A 17,402-nucleotide genomic window follows, 5' to 3' on the forward strand; every position below is an offset into this window, starting at 1 on the left:
ACGAACTCTTTTGTTTTCAATGAAGGGGCTAGCCATTTTAAGGTGTTTTTCAATTATGGGTGGATATTCTAAGACGCTAAAGTATTAAAAAGCTCAATCAAGCGATAATCGCATTGTGATGCGCTCCATAGGGATCTAAGGGGATTTTAATGAGATTGCAGAGGGGAATATAATATCCTCTCACCCCCTTAAGAGTTTTACAACAAAATAAAATCTAAAACAACAAGTTTAAAAATCTTTGCAAAAATCTTTGAATGTTAAGAATTTCATCGCCACCAAAATCCACCGACGCTAAGCGTTAAACCCTTACAACAAATAGCGCTAAAACACCTTATTAAAACTTAAATAATAACGCTTCCTTTTTAGCTTTTTCTCTCTTTTTCCACGAAATTCCTCTATATTTTTAATTCTAGGGTCAATACGATTTTTTTAAATATGGTTTAATGAAAATCGGCTCAATCTTGGTTGAATGACTCAAAGGTTTGCGCTTCTTTCATGTTGTGGGCGACACTTCATGTTGGGTGTTAGGTTTATTGTAAATTGGCGCCATTAAAAGCGATGTAATAAAGGCAATTAAAGAAACTATGAGGATGTAAAAGCTTAAACTGCAAACTTTCAGGCGCTGCTATGGCTTTTGCGTTTAACCAGCTTGAAAGTTGAGGGGTAAAGCCAGCGGTTATAGCATAGGCTATGTTATAAGCGAAGGAAATCCCGCTAAAACGGATTTTTGCGCTAAACACATCGCTCATAAAAATGGGGCAAAAATTCATAATGCCCGCGCAAAAGCAAGCTAAAAAGTATAAAACTATAGTATTGACTAAACTTGGTGCGTTAGAATAAAATTCCTTAAAGAATAAAAAGCCAAAAAAGGCAAAGACCACGCTAAAAGCCATGCAAACTTTGTGCGGTTTGATTTTATCGGCCAAAAACCCGGTGAAAATAATAGAACTTACAATACTAACAAGTCCTAAAATTTGAAAATAGATTTTTTCAAAAGGAGTGAAATTAAAATTGGGATGCGTAAGGGTAAAATTGGGAACAAAAAGGATAAAAATCAAAATACAAGCGGTTAAAACCCAAGTGATAAGCATGGAGATTAATATACCAAAGAGAGAGCTTTTAAACACCTCTTTAAGCGGGAATTTGACTAAGGCATCGTCCTGCTTCATTTGCTGAAAAACAGGAGTTTCTTCTAAAAAGCGCCTCAAATACACAGAAATGACACCAAAAATCCCTCCAAGCCCAAAAGCAACCCTCCAAGCCCAATCTTCAACAACAGGCTTGTCAAAAACCATGTAAATCCCCATATAAACCAAACTCCCAAGCAAAATCCCAGAAACTACGGAAGCGGTTAAAAAACCGATATAAGTGTTTTTTTGCCCTTGTGGGGCATGTTCATGGACAAAAACCCAAGCACCAGGCAATTCACCACCCACAGCAACGCCTTGACAAATCCTAACAAATACCAAAAAAACAGGAGCTATGTAACCAAGATAATGAGCGTTTTTTAGGCTAAGTCCCATGCTATCCACGCCAAAACCCACCAAATGATTAAAAGTTGGCATCAAAGCGAGTGCAAAGGTTGGGATCACCATTAGTAAAATAGAGAGCATGAACATGTTTTTACGGCCGAATCTATCCCCAAAGTGGGCCATCACTATGCCACCAAGCGGGCGCGCCAGATAACCTGCAGCAAAGATACCATAAGTGTTGATTTCAGACCAAATAGGGCTGAGCGTGTTTGGGAAAAAGTGTTTGGCAATGATACTCGTAAAAAATACAAAGATGATAAAATCGTAAAATTCTAAAGTCCCGCCAAGCGAAGATAACCCTAAGGTTCTTACCTCTTTTTTGCCTAAATGTTTTATTGATTATCCTTTCACTAAGGCTATCGCCCTGTTTTAAATTTTTCATTTTGAAACTAAGATTGATAAGATTGATTTTATATAACTACCTCACACCTTAAGAGCATTTTTTAGATAACAAATATTAAATAAAATTTGATTAGCGTTCAAAAAGTGGGTTATTCTATCTTTTTTATCATTAAACATCACTTAAACAAGTTTAAATTTTGTTTTACCCGTTTTAAACGCTTACTTGATTATATCAGCTAAAAAAACACTCCTATGAAGACTTGGGCAATAACGCTTCTTTTAATTTGGTAATGATAGTCTTCTCTCTTTTTTTACGAAATTCCTTGATATTTTCCCACTCTAATTTTAAATTAGGGTCAATATAATTTCTTTTTTTATACTCTTCTATGGCTTGTTGATTTTTATATTCTTCTTTGAGCCACACCTCAGGGTCTTTATCCTTTTTGGCTTGGTTCTCTGCGCCTTCTAAAAGCTGGAGATTGTATAGATGATTCTCACACTTATAGAAATCTTTATCCAATTTTTTATTTTCCTTTTTAAACTTGGACTTTGGATAAATATGGTCTATATGAAAAGTGTTGGTTTTGTAGTTCAAGTTTGGGTATAAGATTTGTAAAATAGGAAAGACTAAAGCATGGCTACTAGAACACATCATTTCTTCTATCGCATCGTTAGTGATTTTTAAAGGGCATGTTTGGTGTTTGGCTAAATTATGGTTGAATGATTCAAAGGTTTGCGCATCTTTGATGCTCTGAGCTATGATACTTAATTTTTGTATCCGTTGAAGGAGTGAAATAACTCGTGATTTGAGCGTTACGGACAAATTTTAGGGCTTGTTGTTCATCGTTTTTATCCATTTTTGAATTTAAAAAATAAAAATAGGCTAAACTGGATAAAATATAAGCTGAACCCAAATAGCCCGCATAACCAAAATTTTTTAATAGTTCTGTAGCGTTATAAATGCTTTCTGTAATTTTTTCCCAATTTTCTTCAATCTCTTTGATATTTTTTGTATTAAAATTTTTTAATTCAAAAGTAGTGTCTTTACCAATGAGAAGCAAGCAAGTTTTTAACACCTGGTCTTTCCCCACATTTGGAAAACCTTTATCTTTTAAAGTATCTACTAGCTCATTCATTTTTTCTCTAATATCGCTTGAAAAACTTGCTGTCAAAATAGACATCAATAAATCAGAATAGCTTAACTTAACCCCGCCACTATTGACACGGATAAAGATATTTAAAACTTTATTAAGATTTTTTTCTGTTTCTTCAAAAAATGAAATGAGTTGTTTGTCGTGAAAAGCTTTGTTTAGTGTTTCTAGTAATTCTGACTCTCCATTACCTAAATTGTGTTCTCTCGTATAATTTACAACACTCTTTAATTCCAAAATATCCCCCACCTTAAACCACCAATGTTTTTTATCATTCTCAGGCATTTTGGCATGAAATTCAAACTGGTAATTATCTTCTGGATTGTCCATGTTTGGCTGGTGTTTCAAGTTCAAATACAAACGCTTCTCTTCGTAAGCGTTAGGGTTATCGTTTTTAGCCCCCTTTTTCTTAAGCGTTCTAGTGCCTTTAAGCCCGATATAAAGCGAGGTTAAACGCTGTTGGCCATCTAAGACAATATACAAATCATCACGCTTGATTTGTTCAATACGGATTTTTTCATTGTGGGGCTTTCGCTCATCGTAGTTTGTAATGAATTGATAGAGTTGGAAATTGAGTTTATCGCTATCTTGTTCATCGCTCTTGGCTATATCCTCTTTTTGTAATTTCCAAAATAAAAAAGAGCCGATAGGATAGCCCCTAAGAATGGAGTCAAAAAGTTGCTCTATCTTTTTTTCATCGGCTTTTTTGAGCCACACGTATTCACGCTGAATGTCAGGCAAAAAATAACACTCATTCAATCCATCTACCACTTCTTTAATGTTCTTATCCAAAAACACACCCATGAGAATCTCCTTATTTTGTATTATTTAGGCTGTATTATAATCAAATATTAGAATGAGCCAACCTAATTTAAGATTTTTTCCACGCGCTTTTGGATCACTTCTAAAACCAAGCAAAAAAGCCAGTAAATCAAAGCGGCTTCCAAGTAAATAGGCAAAAAATCATAGCTAGCGTTCGCTTTTTGCTGCGCGATCCTAAAAACCTCTGCGATAGTTACCACCGAAGCCAAAGAAGTTTCTTTAAAAAGGCTGATGAAAGTGTTACTCAGGCTTGGCGTAGCGACTTTGAGCGCTTGAAAAAAGATGACATGCCAAAAGGTTTGCAAGTAGTTCAAGCCCAAACTCAAGCTTGAATCCCATTGATCTTTAGGGACAGAAAGAAAGCTCGCCCTTAAAGTCTCTGAAGCGTATGCCCCCACATTAAAAGAAAACGCAATAATGCCTGCCGGGATTGGATCCATATAAACCCCAAGAGCGGGCAAACCATAAAACACGACTACGATTTGGACCAATAAAGGCGTGCCTCTAATGAGCGAAACATAGAAATTCACGCCCGCTAATAAAGCCTTATGCATGAAATGTTTAGGGGGTGCGATTTTAATGAGTGCTACCACAATAGCAATCAATAATCCTAAAATAAAAGAAATGATCGCTAAAGGCAAAGAAATGCAAAAAGCGGCTTTTAGCATGGGGTAGAAAGCCTCTAATAATAATTCCAAACGCTCCTTGCTCAAATCTAAAGTTTCAAAAAACAAAGACAGATTAGGGCTGGCTGACATCTTTTCCAAAAAATTGTTCGCCTAAGCGTTTTAAAACCCCTTTATTGATCAATCTTTGCATCGCTTGGTTGATAAGCTCTAAGGCTTTTTCTTGGTGCTTGTTAATGACAAAGGAAGCGCCCCCGTCTTTTTCTTTGGACTCCCATGCGATTTTAAAGGGGTTGTTTTTGTGGGTGTTTAAGTAGTTTAAGATCGCTAAAGAACTATTTAAGGTCAAATCGGCTCGTTTTTGCGCCACTAACAACAAGGCTTGCGCCATAGAATCCACCGAAACGATTTGAGCGTCGTATTTAAAAGCGATTTCCCCATAAGTGGAGCTTAAAGTGTTAGCCGCCTTTAAGCCCTTAATATCTTTAATGTCTTTAATGCGGTTTTCATCTTTTCTGACTAGCATGATAGTGCCTGAATAGCTATAAGGCAAGCTTTTGTCAAAAGCCGCTTGGCGTTTTTTAGTCGTCAAACTCACTTGATTAGCGACCATGTCAAAACGCCCCGATTTCAGGCCTGTCAGCATAAGATCCCATGAAGTTTCATGGAATTTGATCTTCACGCCAAGCTCTTTAGCCAACTCCCTAGCCACCTCCACATCATAGCCGGTGAGCTTGCCTTCTTTATTGTGGTAAGTGAAAGGGGGGTAAATGCCCTCTGTGCCAACGCTGATAGTTTCTTTATTAATCAGCTTTTCATACAAGCCAGAAGCGTTCAAAAAACCCCAAAAAAAGCTTATTACTAATAAAAATAAAACTTTTTTCATTTTTTAATCAATCCTAATCATTATTTTTCGCGCATTCTAGCGCAAAATAAAAATTTTGCATGGTTTGATTTTAAATATAAACACGCTCCAAGCGTTTGGACAAAGTGCTGATGGTTTCATAAGCAATGGTGTTTAAAAGTGCAGCGATTTCGCTTGCGTCATTAGCCTTAGCGCTTTTATCCCCAAACAAAATGACCTCATCGCCCTCTTTAGCTTCAATATCATTGAGTTTGACAAAACATTGATCCATGCACACCTTGCCAATAAGGGGGGCTAGTTGGTTATTGATCGCTACTTGAATGCGATTGCCTAAGGCGCGCGCTAACCCGTCCGCATACCCTAGAGCTAAAACACCCACTAAAGTCTCTTCATTGGTATAAAAATGCTCGCCATAGCCAATAAATTCGCCTTTTTTAACGCTTCTGATTTGAACGATTTGAGCTTTTAAACTGATAACATTTTTCAAGATGGTTGGGCATGATTCTTTCATTTCATTAGAGGGGTAAAAACCATAGAGCATGATCCCTGGGCGATAGAGGTTTAAGAAGCGGTTTTCATTCCCGTTACACAAAGAAAGGATACCGGCGGAATTGTAAGCATGGCGGTATTGGAACTCTATTTTTTGATCCAAAAGCTGCTCTAAAAAAGCGTTAAAGGCTTTCATTTGGTTTTTAGCATGGGTTTTAATCTTAGCATCAGCGTTGCTTAAATGCGTGAATATCCCTTCCACTTCTAAGCCCTTTAAAGCGCGGATTTTTTTAATGGTTTCTATGCTTTTAAAATTAGGCTCCAAGCCCAAGCGGTGCATGCCGGTATCAATTTTAAGATGAATTTTTAAGCGTTTTTTGGCTTTTAAAGCCATTTGAGAAAAAACTTCTGCTTGTTCAAGGCTAAAAACCATAGCGCTCAAATCGTTATCAATCAGCATGGAAGCGTTAGCGTTAGGGCTATAACCTAAGATCAAAATGGGGGTTTTAGAAAAATGAGAACGCAACTCTAAAGCTTCATCTAAGGCCGCTACCCCTAAATAATTAGCCCCTTCTTGTAAAAAAATTTCGCTCGCTTTAATCGCCCCTGCCCCATAAGCGTTCGCCTTGACAACCGCCATGATATGAGCGTCTTTAGGGACAATGCTTTTGACTGCGCTAAAATTATGCCTTAAAGAAGCGGTGTTCACTTCTACAAAACTCGCCCTTTTTAACATGCTATCTTACTTGTTAGAATGCTTGCTAAAATACCAACGAGTTTCAGAATAAACCACTTTATGCAATAAGATTAAAGCGATTAAATTAGGGATAGCCATAAGCCCGTTAGAAAGATCCGCTAAATTCCACACAAAATCAATTTTAGCCATAGCTCCTACCATTACACTCGCTAAAAAGATCAAGCGGTAATATTTCACTTTTTTTTCACCAAAGGCGTATTCCGTGCATTTTTCCCCATAATAAGCCCAGCCAATGATCGTAGAGTAGGCAAAAAAGATCATGGTTGTAAAAATCACCACCGTCCCTAATGATCCTAAAAAATACTCCGTGCTTTTTAAAGTGAGCAAATTAGCGCTTAATTTTTCCCCATTAGGGAGCAAGGTGTTGTATTCTGGAGCCATTAAAATCACGCTCGCTGTCGCCGAACACACTACTAAGGTTACAATAAAAGTTTGGAGCATGGACACTAAGGCTTGGCGCACCGGGTGGCGCGTTTGAGCGCTTGCGGCAATAATGGCTGAGCTCCCTAACCCCGCTTCATTAGAATACAATCCCCTAGCCACGCCCGTTTTTATCATTGTCGCTACCAACGCGCCACTCGCTCCGCCCACAACGGGTTTAGGGTTAAAGGCTTCTTCAAAAATGAGCTTGATCGCTTGAAGGGCTAAATCAAAATGGCTAACAATAATATAAATAATAGCGATCAAATATAAAAGCACCATAACAGGAGCTAAGTAAGAAGTGAATTTACCAATGGATTTGATCCCCCCTATAACAATAACAGCGGTTAAAATCGTGAGCAATAAGCCTGAAACCCAATTAGGCAAGTTCGCTTGTTCACTCAAAATGGAAGAAACCGCATTAGATTGCGTCATGTTACCGGTGCCAATGCTCGCAATAATCGTAAAAATCGCAAACGCCATGGCGAGTTTGGGCATGTTAAGGCCGTTTTTGATGTAATACATGGGCCCTCCGTTGTATCCAAACGCCCCTTTTTCCCGGTATTTCACCGCTAAAATCCCCTCAGAATACTTAGTCGCCATGCCAACAAGCCCAGTAACCCACATCCAAAACACCGCTCCTGGCCCTGCAATGCTGATAGCGGTCGCTACGCCTACGATACTCCCAATGCCTACGGTTGCTCCTAAAGAAAGCATGAGGGCGGAAAATTGCGAAATATCGCCTTTAGATTGGGACTCTTTGTCAAAAAGGATCTTGATCGCATAAAAGATTTTACTGAATTGCAAACCCTTAAGATAAAAAGTTAAAAACAAACCGGTGCCTACTAATAAAATTTGCATGGGAATCCCCCACACCAAATTAGATAATAAACGCACCACCGAATCAATCGTTTCCATAAAAACTCCTCAATAAACTAGGGTTTAAAAAAGAAATTCCTTAATCCCTAAAAAATGCAGAAAAAAGCATAATATCGGCATTTTTTTCATTCGCGCCATCTTGGCTCAAATTAGCGATGATTTTACCAATGGCCGGGCCAAAAGTGATGCCAAGCCACCCAAGCCCTGTCGCATGGATTAAGTTTTTATAGCGTTTGTCATAGCCCAAATAAGGAATATCATTAGGGGTTAAGGGCCTGAAACCGCACCATTCTATGGCGTCTTTCATTTCAAAAGGCTGCGTGAAAGCGGCTAAATTCTTTTTCATGTTAGCGATTTGCTCTTTATCAATGAGGGCGTTATTGGTGTTTAATTCTAATTTAGAAGTGATCCTTACAGTGTCTCTTCGTGGGGTCATCGCCATGAAAATATCCGCAAATAAAGAAGAGGTTTTGGGCTTTAATTCTTCAGGCATTTTAAAGGTGATGCTATAGCCTTTAGCCCCCATCATTAAAAAATCATTTTTGGTTTTTTTAATGAGAGTGGGGTTAGCCCCGGTGGCTAGAATGATTGTTTCTGCTTGGATTTTTTCCTTATGCGTGATAACGCCATCAATAAGGTTGTTTTTAAACTCAAAATCAACCACTTCTTCATTATAAAGAAACTCCACGCCTGCGTTTTGTAAATATTCTTGCAAAGAGCGCACCACTTCGCCCGGATCCACATGCGCGTTTTCGGTCAAAAGCACGCTCCCGCAGATATTGTCATTAGCGATAGGCATGTATTCTTTGGTTTCTTTCACATTCAAAATCTTATAAGCACCGCTGTTATCGCAAGTTTTAATCTTTTTTTCAAAATTTTCTTCTAAAGTGTAGATCATCAACAACCCATCTTCTTTATACCAAAAATCCATGCCGTCTTCTAGCATTTGATGATACATATCAACACTCAGCCACCCGTAGCGTTCAAACAACGCCATGGTGCGGTGCGTGGATTTGGCGTTCGCGCTTGTCATAAACTTTAAAATCCATTGATAGAGCTTTAAATTAAGCCCAAAATGGAATTTTAAAGGGGCTTGGTTTTTGAGCATGAGCTTTAGGGTGTCTAACACCACACCAGGGCATGAGAGCGGGGCTTTTTTAAACGCAGAAATAAGCCCGGCATTCCCAAAAGAAGTGCCGTTTGCGCCATCGCTTTTTTCAATCACGCAAACCTTATGCCCTAACTTGTGCATAGAATACGCACAAGAAAGCCCTACAATCCCACCGCCGATTACCACGACTTCTTTTTTCATGCTGATAACCCCTTTAATAAGATCACTTAATGGCTATCGCTTCAATTTCTACTAAAGCGTCTTTAGGCAGTTTAGCCACTTGAAAAGTCGCTCTAGCCGGATAAGGCTCTGTAAAATAGCTCCCATAAATTTCATTCACCACAGCAAAATCGTCTAAACTTTTCAATAAAATAGTCGTTTTAACCACGCTATCCATCCCTAAATTAGCTTCTTTTAAAATCGTTTTGATATTTTCCATGGATTGCGTGGTTTGAGAATGAATGTCCGTGCCTTTAAACTCGCCGGTAGTTGCATCAATGCCTAATTGCCCAGAGACAAAAACAAGATCGTTGGTAGCGATAGCTTGAGAATAAGGGCCTATAGCCTTTGGGGCTAGCGTTGAATGGATGACTTCTTTCATGATTGAAACTCCTATGATTGTGTGTTATGTCAGCTATTATTATGCAATCAAATTAAAAAGAAATAAAAAACGAACGCAAAACGCCATGAATTTTTATATTATAAGGTATTGTATATTTTTTACCCATATTTAGAAACTCTTGAACGGGTTTTATTTGAATGGAAACTCAAAACATTATTGTTCATTTTTTAAATAAAAGGGGTTTTGGCTGTTTTGATTGGTTTTAAAATCAGTTTTGAAATTTTTCATAAGCCCTTGACTTTTATTATTGAGTTTAGATACAATAACAATCGTCTTTTTGAATAAAGAGTGCGGGAATAGCTCAGTGGTAGAGCACGACCTTGCCAAGGTCGGGGCCGCGGGTTCGATCCCCGTTTCCCGCTCCATATTGATTTAACTTCTAGAGCATGGTTTCTATTTAGTTTGCCCAGGTGGTGGAATTGGTAGACACAAGGGACTTAAAATCCCTCGGTAGCAATACCGTGCCGGTTCAAGTCCGGCTTTGGGCACCATTTTCAAATTGAGTGCGATTTGATTTTATTTTTTGAATACGCTAGTGTTAAAATTTAAGGCGACATAGCCAAGTGGTAAGGCATGAGTCTGCAAAACTTTGATCCCCCGGTTCGAATCCGGGTGTCGCCTCCATTTATTGTAGTCATTTAGGGACTTTTGCAAGGGACTTTTATAAAAATAGCGGGAGATGGCTGAGTGGTTGAAAGCGGCGGTCTTGAAAACCGTTGAGGGTCATACCTCCGGGGGTTCGAATCCCTCTCTCCCGGCCACTTGATTGAAATCCTTTAAGCGATTGGTTTTGGCAAATTCATCTCTTCTTTTAACAAAGAATTTTGTGAATATTGATTGTCTCTTTTAATTGAAATTTAAGGATTGATTTAAAGGATTTTATTCGGTGGGATTGTCAGCATCAAGCCTTATTGTTCCTCTTATCGTTATTTTAATGGTGGTTTTTACTAAAAGAGTCGCACTCTCGTTGTTTGTGGGCATTTTAGTGAGCGCTGTTTTAATGCATTCGTTACACCTTTCCCAACTTGTAGAATATATTTATCATAAAATCACTTCCGTTTTTTACACTTATGAGCCAGAAAAGGGGCTTCATTTCAATCTTTCCAACCTCTATGTTTTTGGGTTTTTAATCTTTTTAGGCGTCTTAAGCCAGGTGATTTTAAAATCCGGTAGCGTGCAGAACTTTGTCAAAAAAGCCAAACAATACTCCAAAAACGCCAAAACCCCTGAATTTATCGCCTTTTTTTCAGGCATCATTATTTTTGTAGATGATTATTTTAACGCCCTAACCGTGGGGCAAATCTCAAAATCTTTAAACGACGCTCATAACTCCACACGAGAGCGCTTGGCTTATATCATAGATTCCACTTCAGCGCCGGTGTGCTTATTAGTCCCTATTTCTAGCTGGGGGGCGTATATTATGGGGATCATGAATAACGACAGCTCGCCCTTATTAAAAGATAGTTTTTCGGTGCTTGTGCAAAGCTTGAGCAGTAATTATTATGCGATTTTTGCGCTCATTGCGGTGTTTCTTACTATTTTATGGCAAATCAACCTCCCTAGCATGAGAAAATATCAAAACATAGGCGTGAAGGATTTTTATAGCGAGCAAGAAGAGGATTCTTCAAAACTAGCCCCCTTAAGCTTGTTACCCCTTTCCATTTTATTATTGATCGTGTCCATTTCATCATTGATTTTTTATACTGGAGTGATCTTAAAAAACACTGATGCGAGTTTTTCGCTCTTTTATGGAGGACTGTTTTCACTCATTGTCACTTATCTTTTGGCTTATCCATTTTTAGAAAAAGGGAGTTTTTTAAAACTCATGTTGGATGGCTTTAAAAGTGTGGGGCCGGCGATACTAGTCTTAACGCTCGCTTGGGCTATCGGGCCTGTGATTAGAGATGACGCTCAAACAGGGCTTTACTTGGCCCACATCAGCAAGGGGTTTTTAAACAATGGGGGAGACGTGTATATGCCTTTAATCTTTTTTTTAATCTCTGGGTTTATCGCTTTTTCTACCGGCACAAGCTGGGGGGCGTTTGCGATCATGCTGCCCATTGGAGCGGGCATGGCCAATGAAAGCGATATTATTTTGATTGTTTCAGCGATCCTCTCAGGCGCGGTTTATGGCGATCACACAAGCCCCATTTCTGACACGACTATATTATCGGCTGCAGGGGCAGGGTGTTCGGTGCAAAGCCATTTCATCACGCAACTCCCTTATGCGACTATTGCGATGCTTTGCAGCGCGGTGAGTTTAGGGGTGGCAAGTTTTATGCATTCGCGCTCGCTCGCTCTTTTAATCGGTGTGGCTTTGCTTGTGGGGGTGTTTTATCTTTTAAAAAGGTTGTATGGTGAAAATCTAAAAACTTGAATATTGATTGAAGTGAAGCTTAAAAATCCCATCTTTTAAAATTAAAATAAGGTTTTAGCGATCCCTATTGGATTAAAAAAGAGTCTTATTCCGTTGTCAATCAATTTAAAAAAGTTATTCAAAAATAACCATACAATTATAAAAATCTTCACAAATCTCTAAATCGTAACGCTTTTTTAAAAAATACATTTTTTTTAATTTTTTAATCAACCATTAAGGTGTTTTAAGTTAAATTTCCTTATCTGTTAAACATACGGATAATGTTATATCTTAAGGAAAGAAAATGGGGTTAGGACACTAATAAGTTTAGGGATTTTGTTAAGCGTTTTGAATGGCGATGATCTGAGGTTGTATTCAAAACCTTTAGTCTATTCAGCCGGAAGTGGGATGATTGGGATTGATATTGACAAACGAACATTCTATAAACGAGCGTTCGTTTTCACGATGAAATCATTGTTCGGTGAAAACTTGCTTCTGTTTGTGAAATTGAAGCATTCTGCGTTAATGAGCAAACACATGAAAGGGCCTTTAGAAAACCGCCATCATCATTCTTTCACTAAAAATTATGAAAAAGCGGTTAATGGTTGTCAAAAGTATTTCCATATCAAATTGCCTGAAGGTGCTCCTAGCAACTTCAAATCAGGTTCATACATGGTCACTATGGTGGTGCGTTTTTAAAGCTTTATTTGGGGTATTCTTTAATACCCTTGTTATCTTTTTTATCATCTTTTTTTTAAAAACACAAATTTGTTTTTTAGCCCTTTTTTAAATATTCTTAAAACTCTTTTGTTGTAGTGATGAATGAAGTATTTTTAAAATACGGATAAAATTCATAAAAAAATTAAGAAATAAAAAGGCTTTGTTTTCATCAAAATGGGTTACTAAAACCTTTTATGGTGGTATAGCGTATTTTTGGCTTTAATTGTTTCTTTTAAAAGGATTAATCCCATCAGGGTTTAAATGATTAGCGTCTTTCCTCTTATCATTTGGCGCTAAAAGCGACTCCATTAGCCCATTCCTTGAATTTTTTGTAACCATCTATTTTTATCTGCCCTAAAAACATGAAGCCAAACAACCCCCCTACAAAAACGCTTCCAACTTATAGGCTTTTTTATGCTCTTGTTTCAAATCCATATAAGCGTTTAAAAGCATGTATTCTTCAAAAGATAAAACCGCTAGATGCTCCTTAGCGAGATCATTCATTTCTAATTCTAACAACACGAATAAAAAGGCTTTTTGCGCCTTATCGTCTTCTTGGCTTAAAACCTCAAAAAACTGGAACCATTGATCAGGGACGAGAAATTTTTGCGCTTTTTGCGCGAGCTTTAAATAATCATTCTTATCATAACCCACCTTTTTGCAAAGCTCTGAAATTTTTAAAGTGTCTGTGTTTAAAGATTTTTCAAAAAAGGCTTTTAAAAAAGACTTCACGCACTCTTTGTCCAAGTTATCTTGCATCGCATTCAAAGCCTTTAAAACCTCTTTTTTGCTGCCTTTTTGGGCGATTTCTATAAAAGCGTAGCGGCGTAATTCCAAAGGGATTTGCGCGTTTGTTAAAACTTCAAAGGCGTTTTTTAAATCGTTATGAATGAAAGCCTTCAAGCGTTTAGAAAAATAAGCATGTTCATAAGCTAACGAATGCTTAGCGTGATCTTTAGGCTCAAGGGTGTTATTTTCTATATTGTGGTAATGTTTAAAAAGGTTATCCACTTTTTCGCACCCGCTATTTGGCGTGTTTAAATCAGCTTTTAAATCATAGCGGGCTAAGATTTGGGAGAGGTTTTTAGCGAGATCGCTTTTAAATTTCGTTTTTAAAAAAGTCTTTTGGGTGTCTTGGGATAGGATTTGTTTGAGCAATTTGTCAAAATCCCTTTTTTCGTGGTATAAGCGGATTTTATGGCTGAGATTGTGTTTGAATAAAAAAACCCATGAAAAAAAAGCGAACATGCCCAAAACGCCCATAAGCCATACCGCAATGGGAAGATTAAAGCTGTAGCTCCCTAAATTAAAGGCGTAAGCTTGCGGATCAATACTATAAACAAACACACCAAAACCCACAATAAACAAAAATGTAAAGATAATGTAAAAACGCATGTGCACCTCCTATTTATGGTATGGATGCTTAAAAATAATGCTTAAAGCCCTATAGATTTGCTCGCATAAGACAATTTTAGCCACTTCATGGCTAAAAGTCATCTCGCTCAAACTCCAAGCTTGACAATCTTTTAAAAAATTTTCTTCAAACCCATACGCTCCAGCGATAAAAAAATTAATATTAAGATGATTTTCTAACATTTTACTAAACGCAAAGCTATCGCCCCTTTGAGCTTTAGGGTGTAAGGCAATATTTTTTGCCTTAGGGTTTAAATACGGCTCAAAGGCTAGAGAGTAGCTTTTTTGAGCGAGTTCTTTAGAAATTTTTTGAGCGTTGGCGGTATTTTTAGGGAACAAATCCACTAATTCCAACTCGCAATCAAATCGCTTGCATTGCTTTTGATAGCTTTTTAATAACTCTAAAGGCGAATTTTTAGCAATAGAATACACCACGCAACGCATCAATCTTAAAACTTTAAAAAATCTTTGAAGTCTTATGCGTCATCATAGCGATGAGATCGCTCAAAGTCTTTTTCAAATCCTTCCTATGCACAATCATATCAATCAAGCCATGCTCTAATAAAAATTCCGCCGTTTGAAAGCCCTCAGGCAAATCCGCCCCTATAGTTTGCTTAATCACCCTAGGCCCTGCAAAACCTATCATCGCCCCAGGCTCTGCGATAATGAGATCCCCTAAAAAAGCAAAAGACGCGCTAACGCCCCCATAAGTGGGATCGCTTAAGAGCGAAATGAAAGGGAGTTTGGCCTCACTCAATCGGTTCAAAGCCGCGCTCGTTTTAGCCATTTGCATGAGCGAATAAGTGGATTCTTGCATCCTAGCCCCCCCACTCGCTGAAACAATCAATAACGCTTCTCTTTTAGCGACCGCGCGATTGATCGCTCTTACGATCTTTTCCCCCTCCACAGAGCCTAAACTCCCCCCCATAAAGCTGAAATCAAACACCACGATCTGCAAAGGCATGCGGTTGATTTTAGCCTCACCGCTGATCACGGAGCTTGGGCGGTTAGTCCTTTTTTCGTATTTTTTAATGCGTTGTTTATAGCTCTCTTTATCCACGAAATTTAAAGGGTCATTAGGCCGTAAATGCTTGTCAAACTCTTCAAAACTCCCCACATCGCATAAAAATTCAATCCTTTCAGTCGCGTTCATGCGGAAATGGTAATGGCATTTCAAACACACGCTGTATTTGCCAAACACTTCTTTATGATACATTAACGCATAACATTTAGGGCATTTCACCCAATGGCTTGGCTGTTCTTCCTTACTTGGTGCTGTCCGCAATTTATTGATCTTAAAATTTTTAAAGAAATCTGCAAATCCCATGTTTTTCCTTAATTTTGCAGTTTTATTAGGATTGTATCCAAGTTTTGCTTATAATAAACCAAATTATCTTAAGAGTAGTGATGCAAGGGTTTCTTTTACAAACACAAAGCATAAGAGATGAAGATTTGATCGTGCGCGTTTTAACCAAAAACCAGCTCAAAACCCTCTATCGTTTCTATGGCAAACGCCACAGCGTGCTGAATGTGGGGCGTAAAATTGATTTTGAAGAAGAAAACGATGATAAATTTTTACCCAAGTTAAGGAATATTTTGCATTTAGGCTATATTTGGGAAAGAGAAATGGAGCGCTTGTTTTTTTGGCAACGCTTTTGCGCTCTTTTATTCAAGCATTTAGAGGGCGTGCATTCTTTGGATAGCATCTATTTTGACACTTTAGATGATGGGGCTAGCAAACTCTCCAAACAGCACCCCTTAAGAGTGATTTTAGAAATGTATGCAACGCTTTTGAATTTTGAAGGGCGCTTGCAAAGTTACAATTCTTGTTTTTTATGCGATGCAAAATTAGAGCGTTCTGTCGCTTTAGCGCAAGGGTTTATTCTAGCGCACCCCTCTTGTTTAAAAGCTAAAAGCTTGGATTTAGAAAAAATCCAGGCTTTTTTTTGCACTCAAAGCACGATTGATTTAGAAACAGAAGAAGTGGAAGAATTATGGCGCACGCTGAATTTAGGGTTTTAAAAGGTTAAAGATGAAATTTAAATTTTTGAATATGGATAATGAGAGCGGTTTTATTTTGATTGAAAAAGAATTGAAACGATTGAAAATCACCGCTCAAGTCAAAGAAGATGGCATTGAATTAAAAGGCGAGAATGTAGAGCGTGCGAGGGTTTATCTTCAAACGCTTTTTAATTCTAATATTGTGGAATTAGACGATAACAAAAAAAGCGCAAACGCTGTAATAGAGCGCTTGAAATCTTTAGGTTTAAAAATTGCGGTGGCTGAAAGCTGCTCTGGGGGGTTATTATCGCATGCATTCACTTCCATTAGCGGGGCTTCAGCGGTTTTTATGGGGGGTGTTGTGTGTTATAGTGAAGAGGTCAAGCGCGAATTGTTGAAAGTCAATGCCACGACTTTAAAAGTCTTTGGGGTTTATAGCGAAGAATGCGTGAAAGAAATGCTATTGGGCGTGTTTTTCAATTTTAAAGCGGATTTAGCGCTGGCGATTAGCGGGGTGGCTGGCCCTAATGGGGGGAGTAAGGCTAATCCTGTAGGCACGATTTATATTGGCACGCAAAGATTAGGATCTCAAGCTTTCATTGATCGTTGTTTTTTTAAAGGGGACAGAGAAAGTATTCAAAATAAAAGCGTAGAGCATGCCCTAAACATGCTCGCTAGAATGCTATAAAACTACCTTAAAGCGCAAACGCTACCAAACTCTTTTTGAGCGACCTTAGCGATATAAGCGATTTCATTATCGTTAAGGTTTTCAACGCTCGCTTTTAAATACCTTTTGATTTGCTCAATCTGACAACCCACTAGCTTGATTTTCACCACAGCCACCTCCGATTTTAAATTCGTGTAAGTGTAGGCTACTTGGATCTTAGTCGCTAGGTAATTATAGATAGCGTAGCTGATATTCGTAGCCGTTTGCTCGGACTCATGGAATTGCTCCATGAAGCGTTTTTTATACTTCAACATGATTTCATGAAAAACCACGATCAGGCTCAATTTAGCGTTTAAGGTCGCTTGTTCAATCCCTAAATATTTGTTATTAACGGGGATATATGCCACGCCCATTTCTTCGTAAGGGACTTTAGGGTCTTCAAAAACCCAAGCAGGAGCATCAGATAATTCTGATTTCATGCCCTTTAAATCAGAAACTAAAATCCCATCATCTCTTAAAATACTCTTAGCGCTTAATGAAACGCTTGAAAACACCCCTAAAAGAGCGATTAAAACCATTCTTTTAAACAAAATACCACTCCTTAAACTTTAATTTAGGTTTGATTATAG

At 38.2% G+C, this 17,402-nt stretch carries 14 protein-coding genes, 4 tRNA genes and 2 pseudogenes; 8 read left to right on the forward strand and 12 right to left on the reverse strand.

Annotated features, from left to right (window positions below; all coding sequences use genetic code 11):
• Positions 1-493: 493 nt before the first annotated feature.
• The 8 genes and pseudogenes from EWZ81_RS04350 to EWZ81_RS04385 all read right to left on the reverse strand — a co-directional run bounded on the left by EWZ81_RS04350 (position 494) and on the right by EWZ81_RS04385 (position 9,595).
• A pseudogene (locus EWZ81_RS04350) lies at positions 494-1,868 on the reverse strand (MFS transporter).
• Positions 1,869-2,124: 256 nt separating this feature from the next.
• Positions 2,125-3,829: pseudogene (locus EWZ81_RS04355) on the reverse strand (DUF262 domain-containing protein).
• Positions 3,830-3,891: 62 nt separating this feature from the next.
• Positions 3,892-4,605, reverse strand: a complete 714-nt coding sequence (locus EWZ81_RS04360; RefSeq protein WP_165538929.1) for an amino acid ABC transporter permease — start codon at positions 4,603-4,605, stop codon at positions 3,892-3,894.
• Positions 4,589-5,359 carry an amino acid ABC transporter substrate-binding protein gene (locus EWZ81_RS04365; protein ID WP_165549139.1) on the reverse strand — a complete coding sequence of 257 codons (771 nt, stop codon included), beginning with the start codon at positions 5,357-5,359 and terminating at the stop codon, positions 4,589-4,591. The genes EWZ81_RS04360 and EWZ81_RS04365 overlap by 17 nt, the downstream gene beginning before the upstream one ends.
• Before the next feature lie 70 nt (positions 5,360-5,429).
• A complete protein-coding gene (alr, locus tag EWZ81_RS04370) occupies positions 5,430-6,563 on the reverse strand; it encodes an alanine racemase (RefSeq protein WP_165549140.1) in 1,134 nt (377 codons plus the stop codon).
• A gap of 6 nt (positions 6,564-6,569) precedes the next feature.
• Complete coding sequence (locus tag EWZ81_RS04375) at positions 6,570-7,922, reverse strand: alanine/glycine:cation symporter family protein (protein ID WP_165549141.1); 1,353 nt, start codon at positions 7,920-7,922, stop codon at positions 6,570-6,572.
• 40 nt (positions 7,923-7,962) lie between these two features.
• Positions 7,963-9,195 carry an NAD(P)/FAD-dependent oxidoreductase gene (locus EWZ81_RS04380; RefSeq protein ID WP_165549142.1) on the reverse strand — a complete coding sequence of 411 codons (1,233 nt, stop codon included), beginning with the start codon at positions 9,193-9,195 and terminating at the stop codon, positions 7,963-7,965.
• A gap of 22 nt (positions 9,196-9,217) precedes the next feature.
• Positions 9,218-9,595, reverse strand: coding sequence for a RidA family protein (locus EWZ81_RS04385; RefSeq protein ID WP_165549143.1), 378 nt, complete (start codon positions 9,593-9,595; stop codon positions 9,218-9,220).
• Positions 9,596-9,906: 311 nt separating this feature from the next.
• On the opposite strand from EWZ81_RS04385, the gene EWZ81_RS04390 reads away from it, so the two are divergent.
• The 6 genes from EWZ81_RS04390 (at position 9,907) to EWZ81_RS04415 (ending at position 12,671) form a co-directional block, all read left to right on the forward strand.
• A tRNA-Gly gene (locus tag EWZ81_RS04390) sits at positions 9,907-9,981 on the forward strand.
• A gap of 39 nt (positions 9,982-10,020) precedes the next feature.
• A tRNA-Leu gene (locus EWZ81_RS04395) sits at positions 10,021-10,107 on the forward strand.
• A 58-nt stretch (positions 10,108-10,165) separates the two neighbouring features.
• Positions 10,166-10,240: transfer RNA gene (locus EWZ81_RS04400), tRNA-Cys, on the forward strand.
• Between the two features lie 49 nt (positions 10,241-10,289).
• Positions 10,290-10,377 (forward strand) — tRNA-Ser (locus EWZ81_RS04405).
• 125 nt (positions 10,378-10,502) lie between these two features.
• Positions 10,503-11,993: a Na+/H+ antiporter NhaC family protein gene (locus EWZ81_RS04410; protein ID WP_165549144.1), complete on the forward strand. Its 1,491-nt coding sequence runs from the start codon at positions 10,503-10,505 to the stop codon at positions 11,991-11,993.
• A 315-nt stretch (positions 11,994-12,308) separates the two neighbouring features.
• Complete coding sequence (locus tag EWZ81_RS04415; protein ID WP_165549145.1) at positions 12,309-12,671, forward strand: hypothetical protein; 363 nt, start codon at positions 12,309-12,311, stop codon at positions 12,669-12,671.
• Positions 12,672-13,073: 402 nt separating this feature from the next.
• Here the strand turns inward: EWZ81_RS04415 and EWZ81_RS04420 are convergent, their stop codons facing one another.
• Genes EWZ81_RS04420 through accD form a run of 3 tightly spaced genes read right to left on the reverse strand, consistent with a single transcriptional unit; the run spans position 13,074 to position 15,432 of the window.
• Positions 13,074-14,087: a LapA family protein gene (locus tag EWZ81_RS04420; protein WP_165549146.1), complete on the reverse strand. Its 1,014-nt coding sequence runs from the start codon at positions 14,085-14,087 to the stop codon at positions 13,074-13,076.
• 9 nt (positions 14,088-14,096) lie between these two features.
• Positions 14,097-14,549, reverse strand: coding sequence for a 23S rRNA (pseudouridine(1915)-N(3))-methyltransferase RlmH (rlmH, locus tag EWZ81_RS04425; RefSeq protein ID WP_001203854.1), 453 nt, complete (start codon positions 14,547-14,549; stop codon positions 14,097-14,099).
• A 13-nt stretch (positions 14,550-14,562) separates the two neighbouring features.
• Positions 14,563-15,432, reverse strand: a complete 870-nt coding sequence (accD, locus tag EWZ81_RS04430; protein WP_000505042.1) for an acetyl-CoA carboxylase, carboxyltransferase subunit beta — start codon at positions 15,430-15,432, stop codon at positions 14,563-14,565.
• An 80-nt stretch (positions 15,433-15,512) separates the two neighbouring features.
• Between accD and recO the strand changes: the two genes are divergently transcribed.
• Positions 15,513-16,127, forward strand: a complete 615-nt coding sequence (recO, locus tag EWZ81_RS04435; protein ID WP_163563392.1) for a recombination protein RecO — start codon at positions 15,513-15,515, stop codon at positions 16,125-16,127.
• A 10-nt stretch (positions 16,128-16,137) separates the two neighbouring features.
• Positions 16,138-16,794, forward strand: coding sequence for a CinA family protein (locus EWZ81_RS04440; protein ID WP_165549147.1), 657 nt, complete (start codon positions 16,138-16,140; stop codon positions 16,792-16,794).
• Between the two features lie 2 nt (positions 16,795-16,796).
• On the opposite strand, the gene EWZ81_RS04445 is transcribed toward EWZ81_RS04440, so the two are convergent.
• Complete coding sequence (locus EWZ81_RS04445; protein WP_165530835.1) at positions 16,797-17,363, reverse strand: hypothetical protein; 567 nt, start codon at positions 17,361-17,363, stop codon at positions 16,797-16,799.
• Positions 17,364-17,402 lie beyond the last annotated feature (39 nt).

The organism is Helicobacter pylori, assembly GCF_011140715.1.
Lineage (GTDB): Bacteria > Campylobacterota > Campylobacteria > Campylobacterales > Helicobacteraceae > Helicobacter > Helicobacter pylori_DA.

Coding starts and splice junctions, on each gene's coding strand:
- EWZ81_RS04360 (WP_165538929.1), bottom strand. CDS start 4,605: ATGTCAGCCAGCCCTAATCTGTCTTTGTTTTTTGAAACTTTAGATTTG.
- EWZ81_RS04365 (WP_165549139.1), bottom strand. CDS start 5,359: ATGAAAAAAGTTTTATTTTTATTAGTAATAAGCTTTTTTTGGGGTTTT.
- alr (WP_165549140.1), bottom strand. CDS start 6,563: ATGTTAAAAAGGGCGAGTTTTGTAGAAGTGAACACCGCTTCTTTAAGG.
- EWZ81_RS04375 (WP_165549141.1), bottom strand. CDS start 7,922: ATGGAAACGATTGATTCGGTGGTGCGTTTATTATCTAATTTGGTGTGG.
- EWZ81_RS04380 (WP_165549142.1), bottom strand. CDS start 9,195: ATGAAAAAAGAAGTCGTGGTAATCGGCGGTGGGATTGTAGGGCTTTCT.
- EWZ81_RS04385 (WP_165549143.1), bottom strand. CDS start 9,595: ATGAAAGAAGTCATCCATTCAACGCTAGCCCCAAAGGCTATAGGCCCT.
- EWZ81_RS04420 (WP_165549146.1), bottom strand. CDS start 14,087: ATGCGTTTTTACATTATCTTTACATTTTTGTTTATTGTGGGTTTTGGT.
- rlmH (WP_001203854.1), bottom strand. CDS start 14,549: ATGCGTTGCGTGGTGTATTCTATTGCTAAAAATTCGCCTTTAGAGTTA.
- accD (WP_000505042.1), bottom strand. CDS start 15,432: ATGGGATTTGCAGATTTCTTTAAAAATTTTAAGATCAATAAATTGCGG.
- recO (WP_163563392.1), top strand. CDS start 15,513: ATGCAAGGGTTTCTTTTACAAACACAAAGCATAAGAGATGAAGATTTG.
- EWZ81_RS04440 (WP_165549147.1), top strand. CDS start 16,138: ATGAAATTTAAATTTTTGAATATGGATAATGAGAGCGGTTTTATTTTG.